The organism is Pseudomonas pseudonitroreducens (assembly GCF_021603645.1).
Lineage (GTDB): Bacteria > Pseudomonadota > Gammaproteobacteria > Pseudomonadales > Pseudomonadaceae > Pseudomonas > Pseudomonas pseudonitroreducens.
Window position 1 is genome coordinate 63,207 of the sequence record NZ_BQHJ01000003.1, and the last position, 16,347, is coordinate 79,553.

Here is a 16,347-nt window from a genome sequence, read left to right on the forward strand (position 1 = left end):
AATAAAAACAGGAGTGGCGTGCATGAAGATTCTGGTCACCGGAGCCAGCGGGTTCATTGGCGGGCGTTTCGCTCGCTTCGCCCTGGAGCAGGGCCTGGCGGTACGGGTGAACGGACGCCGCGAGGAGGCGCTGCAACCGTTGGTGGCGCGCGGCGCCGAGTTCATGGCCGGCGACCTGGCGGACCCGGCGCTGGTGCGCGCGCTGTGCAGCGGCGTCGATGCCGTGGTGCATTGCGCCGGCGCGGTGGGTGTGTGGGGCAGCCATGAGTACTTCCACCAGGCCAACGTGGTGATGACCGAGTCCATCGTCGAGGCGTGCCTGAAACAGAAGGTGCGGCGCCTGGTGCACCTGTCGTCGCCGTCGATCTACTTCGATGGCCAGTCCCATGTGTGCATCAGCGAGCAGCAGGTGCCCAAGCGCTTCGCCAACCACTACGGCTCGACCAAGTACCAGTCCGAACTGGTTGCCCTCGGCGCGCAGGAATTCGGCCTGGAGGTGCTGGCGCTGCGCCCGCGCTTCGTCACCGGCGCCGGCGACACCAGCATCTTCCCGCGGATGATCGCCGCACACCGCAAGGGCCGCCTGCGCATCATCGGCAAGGGCCTGAACAAGGTGGACTTCACCAGCATCCAGAACCTCAACGATGCCCTGTTCGCCAGCCTGATGGCCGGCGACGAGGCGCTCGGCCACGCCTACAACATCAGCAACGGCCAGCCGCTGCCGCTGTGGGACGTGGTGAACTACGTGCTGCGTCGGCTCGACATGCAGCCGGTGGAGCGGCACATGCCCTACGGATTGGCCTACAACCTGGCGCTGCTCAACGAGGGCGTGTGCAAGGTGCTGCCCGGCCGGCCGGAGCCGACCTTGCATCGCCTGGGCATGGCGGTGATGGCCAAGGATTTCTCCCTGGATATCTCCCGCGCCCGCGAGTACCTCCACTACGACCCGCAGAACAGCCTGTGGGATGCGCTGGATGAGTTTTGCGACTGGTGGAGATTGCGCGGCGTGTAAAGGCTCGCTCCGACGCTGAACTGTAGGAGCGGACTTCGTCCGCGATATCGTCCAGCGCGATGCGGATCAATCGCGGACGGAGTCCGCTCCTACGAGAGCATTCTCTGCCTAGCGTGGTGCGCGAGCACCGCCCCGCAGCGGGCCGGAGTACTGCTGGTCGCCTCCGCCCTGCATCGGCAGGAAGCTCGGCTCCTGTACCACGCGCGGCAGTTGCACGCCGCTCAACTGGCTGAGGCGTTCGCCCATCTGGCGCGTCTCCTCGCAGATGGAGGCGGCGCAGGCGCGCAGCATCCGCTCGATGGCGTCGCTCTGCTGGTACTGGATTTCCACGGCCTGTTCTTCACGCAGACGACGGCGCAATTCGCGCATGCAATCCAGGATGGCCTTGTTGAGTTCGATCACCCGACTTCCTCCCCCGCGAAGGGCGCCAAAGCGGCGCCAAGTAACGGGAGCGGGAGCAAGGGGCGTGCCACGATGTCGCAAAGCCACTATTGGCGGCCTGTCTGGGGAACTGTGACCTCCGGCACGGGTCTTCTATGCGCCGACGAGGTGCGTGACGCCCTGTGATGGCACGCTGCTCTGAAGTGTCACGCGAACGGATATACTGCGCCCTGCGCAGGCAACACGCCGCTTTATCCCCACAGGTTCATTCCATGCGTAACGACACGTTCGACGAATTCGATGATGTGCCCCACCTGTCCACCGACGCCGCCGACCGCGACGAGTTCGGTCATCACCCGCGCCGCGTGGTCGAGCCCAACGGCCGCCCGCTGCCGCAGCCGGTGAAGCGTGGCGGCGGTACCGGTGCGCTGTGGGCGCTGGTCGCGGCCATGGCCATCGCCCTGGCCGGCGTCGGCTGGTGGAGCCACCAGCAGTTGTTGCTGATGGAACAGCAACTGATCGCCACCCAGGAAAGCTTCGCCAAGATCAGCGAGGAGGCCGCCGGTCGCCTGGACGACATTCGCGGCAAGTTCGTTGCCAACGAATCCAACGGCATGAGCGACCGCGAAGCGCTGAAGCTGCAGGTCAAGCAGTTGCAGGGCCGCCTGGCCGAACAGGCCAAGGCCCAGCAGACTTCCCTGTCGGAGTTCGATGGCGCCCAGGGCAAGCGCCTGGCGCAGATCAGCGACGACCTCAAGGCGCAACAGGAAAATGCCGCGCAACTGGTGGCCCAGCTGGATGGCAAGCTCAAGACCATTTCCGATGAACAGGCCAAGTTCAAGAACGTGCAGGCCGACCTCGCCACTGCCAACCAGCAGATCCAGGCGCTGAACACCGAGATCGCCAACCTGAAGAAGCAGGGCAACCAGAGCCAGGCGATCAAGAGCATCCAGGATGACCTGATGCTGCTGCGCGCCGAGGTCGATGGCCGCCAGGGCCAGGCCAGCAGCGATACCAAGGAGTTCGACGTGTTCCGCATCCAGGTGATGCGCAACATCAACACCCTGCAACAGCAGATGCAGAACCTCCAGCAGCAGATCAGCACCCGCTGATCGGCCTGCAACCGCAAAGCCCCCGCACCGAAAGGTCCGGGGGCTTTTTATTAGCCATCCCTCTTTGGGGGTAGTGACGGTAATTCTTGTCTTGAATCAGTTTCAGCGCCGGCTTCGAGGCGAATAATCGCTAACAAATGAGAGTCATTCTGATTCTCCCCTTGTTCGATCTTTCGCCCGGAGGCTTCCCATGCACGATCTTCAAGCGCAACGCCGGTACCGCATCGCCGGCTACCGGCCCGGGATCGGCGCCGCCTTCCGCCAGCGGCTGTTCTCCATGGGGCTGCTGCCGGGCGCCGAACTGAAGGTACGCCGCGTGGCGCCGCTGGGCGACCCGGTGCAGGTGGACACCCGCCAGTGCAGCCTGGTGCTGCGCCGTCGCGACCTGGCCTTTCTCCAGCTCGAAGCGCAGGACTGATCCAGCATGGACGAACTGCGCATCGGCCTGATCGGCAACCCCAATGCGGGCAAGACCACCCTGTTCAACCAGCTCACCGGCTCGCGCCAGCGCGTCGGCAACTGGGCCGGCGTTACCGTGGAGCGCAAGGAAGGCAACTTCCGCACCGCGCGCCATAACGTGCGCCTGGTGGACCTGCCCGGCACCTACTCGCTGACCACGCTGTCGACCCAGGCTTCGCTGGACGAACAGATCGCCCGGCGCTGCATCGTCGATGGCGAAGTGGACGTGCTGGTCAACGTGGTGGACGCCACCAACCTGGAACGCAACCTCTACCTCACTGTGCAACTGCGCGAGATGGGGCTGCCCTGCGTGGTGGCGCTGAACATGCTCGATATCGCCCGCAGCCAGGGCTTGAACATCGACCGTGAGGCGCTGGCGCGGGAATTGGGTTGCCCGGTGGTGCCGCTGGTATCGACCCGCGGCGAAGGCATCGATGCGCTGAAGGACGCCATCGATGGCGTGACGGCACAGCCGCCGCTGCAAGTGCCCTATCCCGCTGCACTGCGCAACGCCATCAGCCAATTGCTGCCCGCCGACGCGCCACCGGCCCACGCCTGGATGGTCCTGCTGGCGCTGGAAGGCGACCTGCACAGCGCCCGGCAGCTCAAGCTCGACCCGGCGAGCCTGCTGGCTGCCCGGGACGCGATCCGCTGCGCCTGCGGCGAAGACCCGGAACTGCTGTTGGTGGACGCGCGCTACCGGCTGATCGGCGAACTCTGCGAGCGCGCCAGCAACCATCGCGAGGCAGCACCGCATCGCCTGACACAGATGCTCGACCGTATCGCGCTGAACCGCTGGCTGGGTATCCCGGTGTTCCTCTTCGTGATGTACCTGATGTTCTTCTTCGCCATTACCCTGGGGGGAGCGCTGCAGCCGATCTTCGATCAGGGTTCCTCGGCGCTGTTCATCGACGGCATCCAGTGGCTGGGCGCTCGCACGGGCGCACCGGACTGGCTGACTGCGCTGCTGGCGCAGGGCCTGGGCGGCGGTATCAACGCGGTGCTGCCGCTGATCCCGCAGATCGGCCTGATGTACCTGTTCCTCGCGTTGCTGGAAGACTCCGGCTACATGGCCCGCGCGGCCTTCGTCATGGACCGCCTGATGCAGGCCCTCGGCCTGCCGGGCAAGTCCTTCGTGCCGCTGATCGTCGGCTTCGGCTGCAACGTGCCGTCGATCATGGGCACCCGCACCCTGGACAACCCGCGCGAGCGCCTGATGACTTCGATGATGGCGCCGTTCATGTCGTGCGGCGCGCGACTGGCGATCTTCGCCGTGTTCGCCGCGGCCTTCTTCGGCCAGAACGGCGCGCTGGCGATCTTCTCGCTGTACCTGCTGGGTATCGTCGTCGCGGTGCTCACCGGGCTGCTGCTAAAGCACACGCTGATGCGCGGCGAAGCCTCGCCCTTCGTCATGGAACTGCCGCTGTACCACGTGCCGCACCTGCGCAGCCTGCTGCTGCAGACCTGGATGCGCCTGCGCGCCTTCATCGTCCGCGCCGGCACCGTGATCATCCTGGTCAGCCTGGTGATCGGCGGCCTCAACAGCGTCACCCTCGACGGCCGCCCGGTACAGGGCGACATCGCCGATTCGGCGCTCTCCAGCCTCAGCCACAAGGTCACGCCACTGCTCAAACCCATGGGCGTGCATGAGGACAACTGGCAGGCCACGGTCGGCCTGGTTACCGGCGCGCTGGCCAAGGAAGTGGTGGTCGGTACGCTGAATACCCTGTACACCGCCGAGCACATCCAGGGCGAAGCCTTCGACGCCGACGGCTATGACCTCTGGGGCCAACTGAAGCAGGCCGGGGCGGATACGCTGGATGGCCTGCGTGACTCCTTCAGCCTCAGTGTGCTGGCCAACCCGGTTGCCGCGAGCATGGCCGACGGCGAGATGGAGCAGGGCTCCATGGGCACCTTCGCCGCCAAGTTCGGCAGCCCGCTGGCCGCTTACAGCTACCTCGTCTTCGTGCTGCTCTACGTGCCCTGTGTAGCGACCCTCGGCGCGCTGACCCGGGAAAGCGGCCGTGGCTGGATGACCTTCGCGGTGTTCTGGGGCCTCAACGTCGCCTACTCGCTGGCGACCCTCTGCTACCAGGTGTTCAGCTTCGCCGAACATCCGCAGTACAGCGCGGTGGCGATCGGTGTGGTGCTGGTGTTCAACCTCGTACTGTTCCTGATCCTGCGCTGGATTGGTCGGCGTGGGCTGGAACTGGATGGCGAGCGCGAGTTGCGCGCGGCCCCGGCGGGGAGCTGCCACTGATGGCCACGGCAATCGCGCTGCGCAACCTGCTGGGCGAGTTGGGCGAGGCCGATGTACCGACCCTCGCGCAGCGCCTCGGCGCTTCCAGGGCGTTGCTCGAGGCGCTGCTGGAGCGGCTGCTGGCGCTGGGCGTGGTGGAAAAAGTCGCGCCCGAACCGGCGGCCTGCGGGAGTTGCAAGGGTTGCGCGGAGGCGACGCGGTGCGCGACCACGGGGTATCGCCTTTCCAGTCGCAACGATCCCGCCCCCTTGCGCTGGATCACCCCCTGACTCCGGACCGTAGGATGGTGTGGGGCGAAGCGATACCCATCACGCATCGCGCCGGCAGCATGGGTATCGCTGCGCTCCACCCATCCTACGAAGCGCTCCGACGCAGAATCTGGCGCGTTTGTGTAGGAGCGAGCTTGCTCGCGAACAGCCCCGGGTGGACCAGCGTAGGAGCGGACTCTGTCCGCGATGTGAGAAAGGCGTACTCGGAGTCGCCGGTAATCGATCGCGGACGGAGTCCGCTCCTACGCAGGGTTGTTGCCTTGCGCAGAAATGAAAAGGGCGCCTTCGCAGGAAGGCGCCCTTTTCGTTGGCGCTGGAGCCGGCCCTTACAGGCGCGGGTAGTCCAGGTAGCCGACCGGGCCCTTGGCGTAGAAGGTTTCCGGGTGCGGCTCGTTCCAGGCGGCGCCTTTCTGCAGGCGGGCCACCAGGTCCGGGTTGGCGATGAACGGGATGCCGAAGGCGACCGCGTCGGCCTTGCCGCTTTGCAGCCACTCGGTCGCGGTTTCCTTGGTGAAGCGCTCATTGGCGATGTACACGCCACCGAAGATTTCCTTCAGTTTCGGGCCGATGCTGTCGTCAGCAGCCTTCTCGCGGGTGCAGATGAACGCCACGCCGCGCTGGCCCAGCTCGCGGGCCACGTAGCCGAAGGTGGCCAGCGGGTCGGCATCGCCCATGTCGTGGGAGTCCATGCGCGGCGCCAGGTGTACGCCGACGCGGCCGGCACCCCACACACCGATCACCGCGTCAGTGACTTCCAGCAGCAGGCGTGCGCGGTTCTCCACCGAGCCGCCGTACTGGTCGGTGCGCTGGTTGGTGCTGCTCTGCAGGAACTGGTCGAGCAGGTAGCCGTTGGCACCGTGCACTTCCACGCCGTCGAAGCCGGCGGCCTTGGCGTTCTCGGCACCGATGCGGTAGGCCTCGACGATGTCGGCGATCTCTTCGGTTTCCAGGGCGCGCGGGGTGACGAACTCCTTGATCGGACGCACCAGGCTGACGTGGCCGGCGGGCTTGATGGCGCTCGGTGCCACCGGGGTATCACCGTTCAGGTACAGCGGGTCGGAGATGCGGCCCACGTGCCACAGTTGCAGGAAGATGCGACCGCCGTTGGCATGCACGGCCTTGGTGATGTTGGTCCAGCCGCGGACCTGGTCGTCGGACCAGATGCCGGGGGTATCCGGGTAACCCACGCCCATCGGGGTCACCGAGGTGGCTTCGCTGAGGATCAGGCCGGCGTCGGCGCGTTGGGTGTAGTACTCGGCCATCAGGGCGTTGGGCACACGGCCTTCGTCGGCGCGGCAGCGGGTCAGCGGGGCCATGATGATGCGATTGGGCAGTTCCAGGTCACCGATGACGATGGGATCGAAAAGCGTGGTCATTGCGTTACTCCAATACGGGGTGAGGGTGGAGGATCAATCGAGGACGGTTTGGGTCTGGTTGGGCTTGCCGCTGAACGCGATCATCACCGCGATCAGGGCGAGTACGGAGAGCACGGCGCCGGCCAGGGGCACGCGGGTCAGGCCCAGGCCGTGGTCGATGACGCTGCCGCCGACCCAGGCGCCGATGGCGTTGCCGACGTTGAAGGCGCCGATGTTCAGGGTGGCGACGAGGTTCGGTGCGGCGCCGCCGACGCGGACCACGTTGACCTGCAGGGCGGGCACTGCGGCGAAGGCGGCAGCGGCCCAGATGAACAGGGTGATTTCGGCCGGGATCAGCGCAGCGCTGGTCCAGCTCAGCACGGTGGAAACCACCGCCATGGTGGCGAACACGCCGGCCAGGGTCGTGCCCAGGCGCCAGTCGGCCAGGCGGCCGCCGATGATGTTGCCCAGGGTCAGGCCGAGGCCGATCAGTACCAGGCTCCAGGTGATGCCGCGCGGCGAGACCCGGGTGACTTCGCCCAGCAGCGGCGCGACATAGGTGAACAGTGCGAAGACCGCGGCGGAGAACAGCACGGTGGTGCCCAGCGCCAGCCACAGCGGGCCGTTGCGCAGCGCGGAGACTTCCTTGCGCATGTCCACCGCTTCTTCATCGTGTTGCTTGGGCAGAACTCGCCACAGGCTGATCAGTGCGAAGACGCCGATCAGGGTCACCGCCCAGAACGGCGAGCGCCAGCCAGCGACCTGGCCCAGCGCGGTGCCGGCCGGAACGCCGAGCACGTTGGCCAGGGTCAGGCCGGTGAACATCAGGGCTACGGCTGAAGCCTTGCGGTTGGCCGGTACCAGGCTGGCGGCGACCACCGAGCCGATGCCGAAGAAGGCGCCGTGGCACAGCGCGGTGATGATCCGCGCCAGCATCAGCAGGCCGTAATTGGCAGCCACCGCGCAGAGCAGATTACCGAGGATGAAGATGCCCATGAGCATCAGCAGGGCAGTCTTGCGCGGCAGTCGGGCTGTCAGCAGGGCCATGATCGGCGCGCCGATGGCGACGCTGAAGGCGTAGCCGCTGACCAGCCAGCCGGCGGCCGGAATGGTTACGGACAAGTCGCTCGCAACCTCGGGCAACAGGCCCATGATCACGAATTCCGTGGTGCCGATGGCAAACGCGGACAAAGCGAGGACGAGAAGCGAAGTGGGCATGCGCCTGCTCCTGGAGAGTTGAAATTGTCTTGGCTGGCAGTAGCCGGTCAAACCCGTCCTGAATCTGCTGCGCGTCGGCATAGCTGCGTTGAAAACAGACTCGGAATGCTCATTTACCGCTTGTAAACTGCGCTTCCTCGTCTGTTTTCGCCTTGCTCTGCTCTAGCTCGCAAGATTCTGAACGGGTTTGTTACAGCGCTTCGCTCAGGTGGCGAACAAAGGCCTGGATGGTTTCTTCATTACGTTTGAAGAAATTCCACTGGCCGACTTTTCGACTGGTCACCAGTCCCGCGCGCTGGAGGGTGGCCAGATGCGCGGAAACGGTGGATTGCGACAGACCGGTGCGCTGGTCGAACTTGCCGGCGCAGACGCCGATCTCGAAGGATTGGTGTTCCTGCTCGACGAAGAATTGCTCCGGGTCCTTGAGCCAGTGCAGCATGTCGCGCCGCACCGGGTGGGCCAGGGCCTTGAAGATTTCGTCGAGGTCGATACCAGGATCGAGAGGGAGTTGTTCAGTCATGGGGCACATCGGTATATCGCGTTGAGACGAACTATATATCGGTCAAAAACGATATGAATTCGTTTGGCGCGATAGTAATGATCAACACCGATGATATTACCCAGCTGACGCAGGAGCGGACTCGGTCCACGATGATTCCGCCTCCGCTCCGAGCCTGCTCTTCGTAGGAACGAGCTTGCTCGCGAACCCCTTGGCTCCGAGCTTTCTCGGTTCGCGAGCAAGCTTGCTCCTACAGAAGAGCATCGGTCCGCGCTAAGCTCAGCTCATGAACTACCTCGCGCATCTCCACCTGGGCGGCGACCGGCCCGCCCAACTGCTCGGCAGCCTGTATGGCGATTTCGTCAAAGGCCCGCTCGCCGGGCAATGGCCCGCCGAGATCGAGGCGGGTATCCGCCTGCACCGGCGCATCGACGCCTTCACCGACAGTCATCCCTTGATACACAGTGCCAAGTCGCGCTTCCCCAGTGAGCGCCGGCGCATGGCTGGCGTGCTGTTGGACGTGTTCTACGACCACTGCCTGGCGCGTGACTGGGAGCGTTTCTCCGGTGAGCCGCTGGAGCACTTCACCCAACGGGTCTACGGTGTACTGGGCCGCACGCCCGGCCTGCCCGAGCGTCTGGCGCGCATTGCACCGCGCATGGCCGCGCAGGACTGGCTCGGCAGCTATCGGCAGTTCGAGGTATTGCAGGATGTGGTCGCCGGCATGTCCCGGCGCCTGTCGCGGCCGTCCCTGCTGGATGGCGCCTGGGAGGAGCTGGATCGTCTTTACCAGCCGCTGAGCGAGGACTTCCGTGAGTTCTATCCCGAACTTCAGGAGTTCGTCAGAAATCCGCCGAAATCGATGGACGGTCCGGCCTGACTTGATATGCGTCAACCGCCCGGCGGCCCATAGCGTGTGCAATAGACACATCTGAAGGACGACGAGAGGAGCAGCATGATGAAGTCGCTAATGGTCGCAACGGATCTGTCCGGCCGTTCCGAAAAGGCTTTGCACCGTGCGGCAGCGCTGGCCAAGCGCTACGCCTGCCCCTGGACCGTGCTTTACGTGGTCGATGAGGACCAGCCGTCGGCGCTGGTCGAGCAGGAAGTTACCCAGGTGCGCATGATGCTCGAAGCGCGTCTGGTCGAACTCACCGAAATGGGTGGCACCTGTCCGAAACTGCTGGTGGAGCGCGGCGATCCGAACCAGAAGATCCTCGCCGCAGCGAAGAACCTGAACTGCGAAATGCTGGTGATGGGTGCGCACCGCAAGAGCGTGCTGCGCGACATCTTCGTTGGTACCACCGTCGAGCGAGTGCTGCGCGCCGGGCAATTGCCGGTGCTGGTGGTCAACCAGCCGGCCGGCGGCCAGTACCGCGACCTGCTGATCGCCCTGGACACCTCGCCGGCCTCGGCCCACGCGGTGGAAGTGGCCAATGACCTGGGCCTGCTGGAAGGCGCCGTGCGCCGCGGCGTCTACGCCTTCAGCCCGCTGGCCAAGGGCATGATGCAGTACTCCGGAGTCAGCGAGGAGCGCATCGACGAATTTGTCAGCAGCGAATCGCGCCAGGCGGTGGAGGAGTTGAAGACGTTCCTCCACGACCAGCACCTGGAAGAGCGCATCGATGAACAACTGGTGGCCGTCGGGCTGCCGGGCAACGTGTTGCAGCGGATGGTCGACAAGCATCGGCCGGATCTGCTGGTCATGGGTACTCGGGGTATGGGGGGGATCAAGCGTGCCCTGATCGGCAGTGTTGCCGACTACGCTCTGCGCGAACTGGATTGTGACATCCTGGTCGTGCCGCCGGAGGCTTGAGCCTGCGGCGTCTGGAGACTGTTTTCAGGCTTCACCGGGCTGCTCGAGGGTGCCGCCCGGCGCAGTTTGAAAGCTGTTTCGTCAGAGTGGGAACCCGCCGGCCGTAGGTTACGGCGGGCTCCAAACCCTTCTTCGCTTTCTTCCGCTGCCTTGCCAGCGGGCCTCAGGCCGCGATGGCCGATTCTCCCTGACGCTCGCACACCACCGCGTGGATCGCGGCGTGAGCCTGCCTGGCCAGCAGGTTGCGGTCCTGGTGGGCACTGGAGAGTGCCGGCAGCAGATGGACTTCCACGATTCCCCGATCATTGTCGAACAGGCGCTTCAGGTGACTGACCAGATCATCGTCGCCGATGAAGGGCGCCAGCTCGCACGCCTGCCCGTTGCGCCGGTAGCGCAGCGCCACTGGCTGCACCGGCACGCCGGCCTCGATGGCGCTGGCCATCAGCCGGCCGTGGAAGGTGCGCAGGCCCTGGCCGTCGGTGGTGGTGCCTTCGGGGAAAACCAGGAGTGAACGGCCGCGCGACAGTTGGGTGGCGAGCTGTGCATTGATCATTCGCGAATCGCCAGAACCCCGGCGGATGAACAATGTGCCGGCCTTTTCCGCCAGCCAGCCGGCGACGGGCCATTGGCGCACTTCGGCTTTGGACAGGAAGGTCAGCGGCAGCAGGCCGCCCAGCAGCGGGATATCGACCCAGGACACATGATTCGACACCCACAGCATCGGTTGCTCGGGCATCTCGCCGTGCACCTGTAGCTCAAAGGGCAGGGCGCCGGACAAGCGCGCCAGGAACCAGCGCGTCAGGCGCTGGCGCAAGGGCATCCGGTCACCGCCGGGCAGGCGCTCCAGCAGGCTGACGAAGCTGGCCAGCGCAAGGCCTACCAGCAACAGCATCAGCAAGCGGGAGACGCGCAGCCAGGCACGCAGGCGGCGCATCAGACCGCCGCCTTGAAGTGGCGGGCGTAGCGCGGGCAGAGCTCGTCGCGCTTGAGCAGGATGAACACGTCGGCGACGCCGAAGTCCGGGTCCCAGCAGGGCTCGCCGCAGATCTTCGCGCCCAGGCGCATGTAGGCCTTGAGCAGCGGCGGCAGCTCGGCGGTGAGGTTGTCCGGCACGTCCAGTTGCGGCAACGGGGTTTTCGGCTCGGCGCGCAGGTTCTGCTGGCACAGGTAGCGGTCACGCAGGCGCTGCATCACCGCGCGGGCCTGGATGCCGCCGTCGCGCATCGGGATGCTGGCGCAGCCCATCAGGTAGCGGTAGCCGCCTTCATTCAGCACTTCGGCCAGCTCGCTCCAGAGCACGGCGATGGTGCCGCCATTGCGGTAGTCCGGGTCGACGCAGGTACGGCCGATTTCCAGCACCGGGCCCTGCAGGTTGTCCAGGCCGTCGAGGGCGAACTCCTCTTCGCTGTAGAAGCGCCCCAGGCGCTGGGCGGCGCGGTGGTCGAGCAGGCGGGTGGTGGCCACCAGCGCTCCAGTGTTGAGGTCGCGCACGCCGATGTGGGCGCAGTGACGGTCGTAGTCGTCCATGTCCAGCCCCTGGTCCGCACCTTTGAGCTGGGCATCGAACTCGCTGCTGAACACGCGGTAACGCAGGGCCTGGGCTTCGCGCAGGGCGCGGGCGCCGCGCAGACGCACGGCCTTGAGACGGCGTTCTGCCGGGGTGTCACAGGAGAGGGCGATCTGACTCATGCGAGTGCCTCCGTGAACCGGCCATGCGGGTTGCGGCCGGTCGGCTTTGTTGTGCAAGCTCAGGCTAGGAATGACCGGTGTCACGCCCATGACGGTGCGGTGATGCTTGTATGACAAGAACAACGACCTCGAAGGAAGGAGCGCCGCGATGACCTGGAAATGCCTGCTCGGCCCACAGGACCGGCTGCCGCCGGGCCTTGCCCTGGAGGACTGGTACGCCGAACTCCTGGAGCGCGCCGCTCATGCCGGCAGCTTTGAGCTGGCAGTGCTCGGCGGCCGCATGGCGACTTCGCCGGGGCTGGCCTTCCTCGCCGGTTACCAGGCCGCCCTGCGCGCGCTCTGGCCAGCGGCCCCGCGCAGCCTCGGCGCGCTCTGCGTGACCGAGAAGAAGAGCGTGCGCCCCGCCGACCTGCAGACCCGCCTCGACGGTCTGGTGCTGCACGGTCGCAAGGACTTCGCCACCGCTGCCGACAGCGCCGCCTGGTGGCTGGTCGCCGCGCGTGACGAGGACGAGGGACAGCCTCCGCGCATCGCCATGACCGTCGTCCAGTCCGGTTCTCCGGGCGCGAAGCTCGAGGCGTTGCCGGCCCTGCCGCTGATGCCGGACATCCCCCACGCTCGCCTGCTGCTCGACGGCGCCCACTGCGAGCGCTTGCCCGGTGATGGCTGGGAGGCCTACAGCAAGCCCTTCCGCACCCTGGAGGACACCCATGTGCTGGCGGCGGTCTGCGCCTGGCTTTATGGCCTGGCGCTGGAGCACCAGTGGCCGGCGGAGCTGGCGTTGCGCCTGACCGGTGTACTGGCCGGCTGTGCGGAAGTCAGCCGGCAGCCGGCTTCTCAGCCGGAAACCCACCTGCTGCTGGCCGGTGTGTTCAGCCAGTTCGAAGGCCTCGCCGCGACACTGGATGCCGCCTTCGCCTCGGGCGACCCGGAGCTGGCGGCGGTCTGGAGACGCGACAAGGGCGTGCTCGCCATCGCCGGCGCCGCACGGGCCAAGCGCCTGGAGAAAGCGAGGGTGGCAATAGGCCTTGACCCACGTCAGTGAGGGCTGGGGGAGGGGACGTTAGCCTTACAGAGGTTTCTGAATACCTAGAAATTTCCGCAGGGCTACCCACTGTTTTCCCTCCCACTGCTTTAGGAAATCCCCCTCATGCGACGCGAACCCATCGTGCTGTTCGACGACGGTAAACACCAATGCCTGTGTTTCGACGATCTGGTCAGCGGCGACGGTGTGCAATCCAACCAGTTCCTCATCGTCGACCACGACAAGCGCCTGCTGCTCGATCCGGGCGGTGACCTGACCTATACGCCGTTGTCCCTGGAACTCTCGAAACTGTTCTCGCTGCAGGACCTGGACTACATCTTCGCCTCGCACCAGGACCCGGACATCATCGCCGCGCTGGACAAATGGCTGCTGCACACACGCGCCAAGGTCATCTGCTCCAAGCTCTGGGCGCGCTTCCTGCCGCACCTGACGGCCAACTACCTGGCGGTCAGCCATGGCATCTCCACCTATGACCGTGTCATTCCGCTGCCGGACCGGGGCGAATCGGTACAACTGGGTCGCTGCCAACTGAAGATGATCCCTGCGCACTTCCTGCACTCGGTGGGCAACTTCCAGATCTACGATCCGGTCAGCAAGATCCTCTTCTCCGGCGACATGGGCGCCTCCCTGGTGGACGACGCCAGCCCGGTGCAGGACTTCGCAGCGCACGTACCGCACATGGAAGGCTTCCACCGCCGCTACATGGCGTCGAACAAGGTCGCGCGCCTCTGGGCATCGATGGTGCGCGGCATGGACATCGAGATGATCGTCCCGCAACACGGCCGCCCCTTCGTGGGCAAGGCCATGATCGGAGCCTTCCTCGACTGGATCAGTGACCTGCAATGCGGCATGGACCTCATGGGGCCGGAGGATTACCAGGTGCCACGCTGACAGGCCCCATGCTGACCGATTGCGCCAATCGTCCTTGATTACGGCACGATCGGCGCTTAATCCGTCATCTTCACCGTGCTAGGGTGCGGGCCGACCTGATAACAAGAGGCCCGCCGATGCCCTTTGCCCCCTTCCGCCCAGCGCTGCGTGCGCTGACGCTGGCCACCTGCCTGCTCAGCAGCCACGCTCACGGTAGCGAAACCTGGCCCGAGGCCGACTGGCCCCACGGTGCCACGCCCAGCGGCGCCGCCGTGCAGGAGTTCGAGAGCTACGCCTTCCCCGCCCGCGACGACGGCACCCGCAAGGGCGTACGTACCGATGCAGTGGTGGTGATCCGCGACGGCCAGCTGATCTACGAACGCTACGCCGGCCCGACCAGCGCGCAGACGCCGCACCTGGCCTGGTCGATGAGCAAGAGCGTGATGGCCAGCGTGCTCGGCGTGGCCTTCGGCGAGGGCAAGTTCCAGCTCGACGACCCGGTCGCCCGGCATTACCCGGCCTTCGCCGACCATCCCGATATCAAAATGCGCGACCTGCTGCACTGGGCCTCCGGCCTGGCCTGGCAGGAGGAGTACGAATACGCGCCGGTGCGTTCCTCGGTGGTGGCGATGCTCTACACCCGTGGTCGTGACGACATGGCTAAATTCACCGCCGGCTTCCCCGCCGATGCCGAGCCGGGCAAGCGCTTCCGCTACTCCAGCGGCGACAGCAACGTGCTCTCGGCCACGCTCAAGCAGATGGTCGGCAAGGACTACGCGAACTACCCATGGACCGCGCTGTTCGAGCCGCTGGGTATCCAGTCCGCCGTCTGGGAGCGTGATGCCAGCGGTACCTTCGTCGGTTCTTCCTACGCCTACATGACTGCCCGCGACATGGCGCGCATCGGCCTGCTGATGGAACGCGACGGGCGCTGGAAGGATCGCCAGTTGTTGCCGCAGGACTGGATGAAATTCGTCCTCGCGCCGTTCCCCGAGTACCAGCCCGATCCGAAGAAGCCCAACGAGGCGGTACCCGGCGGCCAGTGGTGGCTCAACCGCCCGGTGGCCGGCGCGCTCGCGCCCTGGCCGGATGCCCCCGAGGACACCTTCGCGGCGCTCGGCCACTGGGGCCAGGCGCTCTACGTGATTCCCGAACAGAAGCTGGTGATCGTCCGCTATGCCGACGACCGTGACGGCAGCTACCAGCACGATACCTTCCTCAAGCTTGCCCAGGCGGCCTTCGCCCACGGGGAGGTGCAGCCATGATCCGCCGCCATCCGATCCTCACTGCCCTGGTCCTGCTGCTGCTCGCACTGGTGACCACGGCCTGGCAGAACCGCGTCCACCTCGCCGCCTTCCCTGGCATCATCGGCGCCTACACCGCCAAGGAGTACTGCTCCTGCCGCTACGTTATGGGGAACTCGGCGGACTATTGCCGGGCCTATACCAAGCAGTACGTGCCGACCAGCGGCTTCCTCGACGACGAAGCGCGCAAGCGGGTGACCGCCCGCGGCCTTGGCAGTACGCAGACAGCCGCCTGGCTCGGTGCGCGCGAAGGATGCCAACTGATGCCCCAGGCGGATGAATTGCCCGAATCGGGCAACCACTGACGGGCGCGTTCCACGGAGCGGGACGACCCGCTTCGGAGGATCGATGCATTCTTTTGTAACAGGCGCTGTGTGCGCGTTGCTGGTACTGGCCAGCCCGCTGGCCCTGGCCGAATGGCAACTGGACGGTGACACCTCGCGGATCAGCTTTGTCTCGGTCAAACGCGGCAAGATGGCGGAAGTGCAGCGCTTCGACCGCCTCTCCGGGCAGATCGACGACCAGGGCGCGGTGCGCGTCGTGGTGCCGCTGGAGTCCATCGACAGCGGCCTGGCGCTGCGCGACGAGCGCATGCGCAATTCCTTCTTCGAGATCGAGCGCTTCCCCGAGGCGATCGTCAGCAGCCAGCTGGACCTGAGCCGTTACGACGACCTGCAGGTCGGCCAGTCGCGCCAGGAAACCGTGGACTTCAACCTCGACCTGCATGGCCAGCAGCGCCGGCTCAAGTCCGAGGTACTGGTCAGCCGCCCCAGCGAGACGCGTATCGAAGTGACGACCCTGGAGCCGCTGGTACTCAAGCTGATCGACTTCGACCTGGAGGAAAAGCTCGAGCCGCTCAAGGAAGTCGCCAACGTGCCTTCGATCACTCCCGAAGTGCCAGTGTTCGCGGTGCTGGGGTTCAGCCAGGTGATCAAGCAGAGCCCCTGATAGTGCGGGAATGGGAACGGGCTGGCGCAGGGCTGCGGCGGGTATGACGTTGCGAGGCCAGTCGGCGCCAGCCAACAGCGGCTAGACTTCGGCGCTGACAGCTTGCCGAT

18 protein-coding genes are annotated in these 16,347 nt (G+C 65.8%); 12 read left to right on the plus strand and 6 right to left on the minus strand.

What is annotated here, in order from left to right; translation table 11 throughout:
* Positions 1-22: 22 nt before the first annotated feature.
* Complete coding sequence (locus L6D89_RS08140; RefSeq protein WP_236199323.1) at positions 23-1,012, plus strand: NAD-dependent epimerase/dehydratase family protein; 990 nt, start codon at positions 23-25, stop codon at positions 1,010-1,012.
* A 108-nt stretch (positions 1,013-1,120) separates the two neighbouring features.
* Here the strand turns inward: L6D89_RS08140 and L6D89_RS08145 are convergent, their stop codons facing one another.
* Complete coding sequence (locus tag L6D89_RS08145) at positions 1,121-1,411, minus strand: hypothetical protein (protein ID WP_236199638.1); 291 nt, start codon at positions 1,409-1,411, stop codon at positions 1,121-1,123.
* A gap of 254 nt (positions 1,412-1,665) precedes the next feature.
* Here L6D89_RS08145 and L6D89_RS08150 point away from each other — a divergent pair, with 254 nt between their 5' ends.
* The 4 genes from L6D89_RS08150 (at position 1,666) to L6D89_RS08165 (ending at position 5,493) form a co-directional block, all read left to right on the plus strand.
* The gene (locus L6D89_RS08150; RefSeq protein WP_236172954.1) at positions 1,666-2,505 is read left to right on the plus strand and encodes an ATPase; all 840 of its coding nucleotides are present in this window, start codon (positions 1,666-1,668) and stop codon (positions 2,503-2,505) included.
* Positions 2,506-2,695: 190 nt separating this feature from the next.
* Entirely contained in the window at positions 2,696-2,923 is a 228-nt protein-coding gene (gene feoA, locus L6D89_RS08155) for a ferrous iron transporter A (RefSeq protein WP_024762599.1), read from the plus strand.
* A gap of 6 nt (positions 2,924-2,929) precedes the next feature.
* Positions 2,930-5,224, plus strand: a complete 2,295-nt coding sequence (feoB, locus tag L6D89_RS08160; RefSeq protein ID WP_236199324.1) for a Fe(2+) transporter permease subunit FeoB — start codon at positions 2,930-2,932, stop codon at positions 5,222-5,224.
* On the plus strand, positions 5,224-5,493 hold the full coding sequence (locus L6D89_RS08165) for a FeoC-like transcriptional regulator (protein WP_236172952.1): 270 nt from the start codon (positions 5,224-5,226) through the stop codon (positions 5,491-5,493). Before feoB ends, L6D89_RS08165 begins: the two co-directional genes overlap by 1 nt.
* Positions 5,494-5,819: 326 nt before the next feature.
* Here the strand turns inward: L6D89_RS08165 and L6D89_RS08170 are convergent, their stop codons facing one another.
* The 3 genes from L6D89_RS08170 to L6D89_RS08180 form a co-directional block, all read right to left on the minus strand.
* Positions 5,820-6,869 (minus strand): alkene reductase, encoded by a 1,050-nt coding sequence (locus L6D89_RS08170; RefSeq protein ID WP_236199325.1) that lies wholly within the window; start codon positions 6,867-6,869, stop codon positions 5,820-5,822.
* A gap of 33 nt (positions 6,870-6,902) precedes the next feature.
* Positions 6,903-8,066 (minus strand): MFS transporter, encoded by a 1,164-nt coding sequence (locus L6D89_RS08175; protein WP_236199326.1) that lies wholly within the window; start codon positions 8,064-8,066, stop codon positions 6,903-6,905.
* Between the two features lie 190 nt (positions 8,067-8,256).
* Complete coding sequence (locus L6D89_RS08180) at positions 8,257-8,586, minus strand: ArsR/SmtB family transcription factor (protein ID WP_236172949.1); 330 nt, start codon at positions 8,584-8,586, stop codon at positions 8,257-8,259.
* Positions 8,587-8,851: 265 nt separating this feature from the next.
* On the opposite strand from L6D89_RS08180, the gene L6D89_RS08185 reads away from it, so the two are divergent.
* Positions 8,852-9,445: an acyl carrier protein phosphodiesterase gene (locus L6D89_RS08185; protein WP_236172948.1), complete on the plus strand. Its 594-nt coding sequence runs from the start codon at positions 8,852-8,854 to the stop codon at positions 9,443-9,445.
* Positions 9,446-9,523: 78 nt separating this feature from the next.
* Positions 9,524-10,381 carry a universal stress protein gene (locus tag L6D89_RS08190; protein WP_064979869.1) on the plus strand — a complete coding sequence of 286 codons (858 nt, stop codon included), beginning with the start codon at positions 9,524-9,526 and terminating at the stop codon, positions 10,379-10,381.
* A gap of 163 nt (positions 10,382-10,544) precedes the next feature.
* Here the strand turns inward: L6D89_RS08190 and L6D89_RS08195 are convergent, their stop codons facing one another.
* Positions 10,545-11,315 (minus strand): lysophospholipid acyltransferase family protein, encoded by a 771-nt coding sequence (locus L6D89_RS08195; protein ID WP_236199327.1) that lies wholly within the window; start codon positions 11,313-11,315, stop codon positions 10,545-10,547.
* Positions 11,315-12,070, minus strand: coding sequence for an L-ornithine N(alpha)-acyltransferase (olsB, locus tag L6D89_RS08200; RefSeq protein WP_236172946.1), 756 nt, complete (start codon positions 12,068-12,070; stop codon positions 11,315-11,317). The genes L6D89_RS08195 and olsB overlap by 1 nt, the downstream gene beginning before the upstream one ends.
* A 148-nt stretch (positions 12,071-12,218) precedes the next feature.
* Between olsB and L6D89_RS08205 the strand changes: the two genes are divergently transcribed.
* The 5 genes from L6D89_RS08205 to L6D89_RS08225 all read left to right on the plus strand — a co-directional run bounded on the left by L6D89_RS08205 (position 12,219) and on the right by L6D89_RS08225 (position 16,237).
* The gene (locus tag L6D89_RS08205; RefSeq protein WP_236199328.1) at positions 12,219-13,115 is read left to right on the plus strand and encodes an acyl-CoA dehydrogenase middle domain-containing protein; all 897 of its coding nucleotides are present in this window, start codon (positions 12,219-12,221) and stop codon (positions 13,113-13,115) included.
* Between the two features lie 105 nt (positions 13,116-13,220).
* Complete coding sequence (locus L6D89_RS08210; RefSeq protein ID WP_024762609.1) at positions 13,221-14,006, plus strand: oxygen-binding di-iron domain-containing protein; 786 nt, start codon at positions 13,221-13,223, stop codon at positions 14,004-14,006.
* 116 nt (positions 14,007-14,122) lie between these two features.
* Positions 14,123-15,250 carry a serine hydrolase domain-containing protein gene (locus L6D89_RS08215; protein WP_236199329.1) on the plus strand — a complete coding sequence of 376 codons (1,128 nt, stop codon included), beginning with the start codon at positions 14,123-14,125 and terminating at the stop codon, positions 15,248-15,250.
* A complete protein-coding gene (locus tag L6D89_RS08220; protein WP_236172942.1) occupies positions 15,247-15,594 on the plus strand; it encodes an amidase in 348 nt (115 codons plus the stop codon). The genes L6D89_RS08215 and L6D89_RS08220 overlap by 4 nt, the downstream gene beginning before the upstream one ends.
* A 43-nt stretch (positions 15,595-15,637) precedes the next feature.
* A complete protein-coding gene (locus tag L6D89_RS08225) occupies positions 15,638-16,237 on the plus strand; it encodes a YceI family protein (RefSeq protein WP_236199330.1) in 600 nt (199 codons plus the stop codon).
* Positions 16,238-16,347 lie beyond the last annotated feature (110 nt).

Excerpts from the sequence above, each read along its gene's own strand:
- L6D89_RS08180 (WP_236172949.1), bottom strand. The coding sequence starts at position 8,586 with ATGACTGAACAACTCCCTCTCGATCCTGGTATCGACCTCGACGAAATC.
- L6D89_RS08215 (WP_236199329.1), top strand. The coding sequence starts at position 14,123 with ATGCCCTTTGCCCCCTTCCGCCCAGCGCTGCGTGCGCTGACGCTGGCC.
- L6D89_RS08140 (WP_236199323.1), top strand. The coding sequence starts at position 23 with ATGAAGATTCTGGTCACCGGAGCCAGCGGGTTCATTGGCGGGCGTTTC.
- feoB (WP_236199324.1), top strand. The coding sequence starts at position 2,930 with ATGGACGAACTGCGCATCGGCCTGATCGGCAACCCCAATGCGGGCAAG.
- L6D89_RS08225 (WP_236199330.1), top strand. The coding sequence starts at position 15,638 with ATGCATTCTTTTGTAACAGGCGCTGTGTGCGCGTTGCTGGTACTGGCC.
- L6D89_RS08220 (WP_236172942.1), top strand. The coding sequence starts at position 15,247 with ATGATCCGCCGCCATCCGATCCTCACTGCCCTGGTCCTGCTGCTGCTC.
- L6D89_RS08190 (WP_064979869.1), top strand. The coding sequence starts at position 9,524 with ATGAAGTCGCTAATGGTCGCAACGGATCTGTCCGGCCGTTCCGAAAAG.
- feoA (WP_024762599.1), top strand. The coding sequence starts at position 2,696 with ATGCACGATCTTCAAGCGCAACGCCGGTACCGCATCGCCGGCTACCGG.
- L6D89_RS08210 (WP_024762609.1), top strand. The coding sequence starts at position 13,221 with ATGCGACGCGAACCCATCGTGCTGTTCGACGACGGTAAACACCAATGC.
- L6D89_RS08150 (WP_236172954.1), top strand. The coding sequence starts at position 1,666 with ATGCGTAACGACACGTTCGACGAATTCGATGATGTGCCCCACCTGTCC.
- L6D89_RS08170 (WP_236199325.1), bottom strand. The coding sequence starts at position 6,869 with ATGACCACGCTTTTCGATCCCATCGTCATCGGTGACCTGGAACTGCCC.
- L6D89_RS08165 (WP_236172952.1), top strand. The coding sequence starts at position 5,224 with ATGGCCACGGCAATCGCGCTGCGCAACCTGCTGGGCGAGTTGGGCGAG.
- olsB (WP_236172946.1), bottom strand. The coding sequence starts at position 12,070 with ATGAGTCAGATCGCCCTCTCCTGTGACACCCCGGCAGAACGCCGTCTC.
- L6D89_RS08205 (WP_236199328.1), top strand. The coding sequence starts at position 12,219 with ATGACCTGGAAATGCCTGCTCGGCCCACAGGACCGGCTGCCGCCGGGC.
- L6D89_RS08185 (WP_236172948.1), top strand. The coding sequence starts at position 8,852 with ATGAACTACCTCGCGCATCTCCACCTGGGCGGCGACCGGCCCGCCCAA.
- L6D89_RS08175 (WP_236199326.1), bottom strand. The coding sequence starts at position 8,066 with ATGCCCACTTCGCTTCTCGTCCTCGCTTTGTCCGCGTTTGCCATCGGC.
- L6D89_RS08195 (WP_236199327.1), bottom strand. The coding sequence starts at position 11,315 with ATGCGCCGCCTGCGTGCCTGGCTGCGCGTCTCCCGCTTGCTGATGCTG.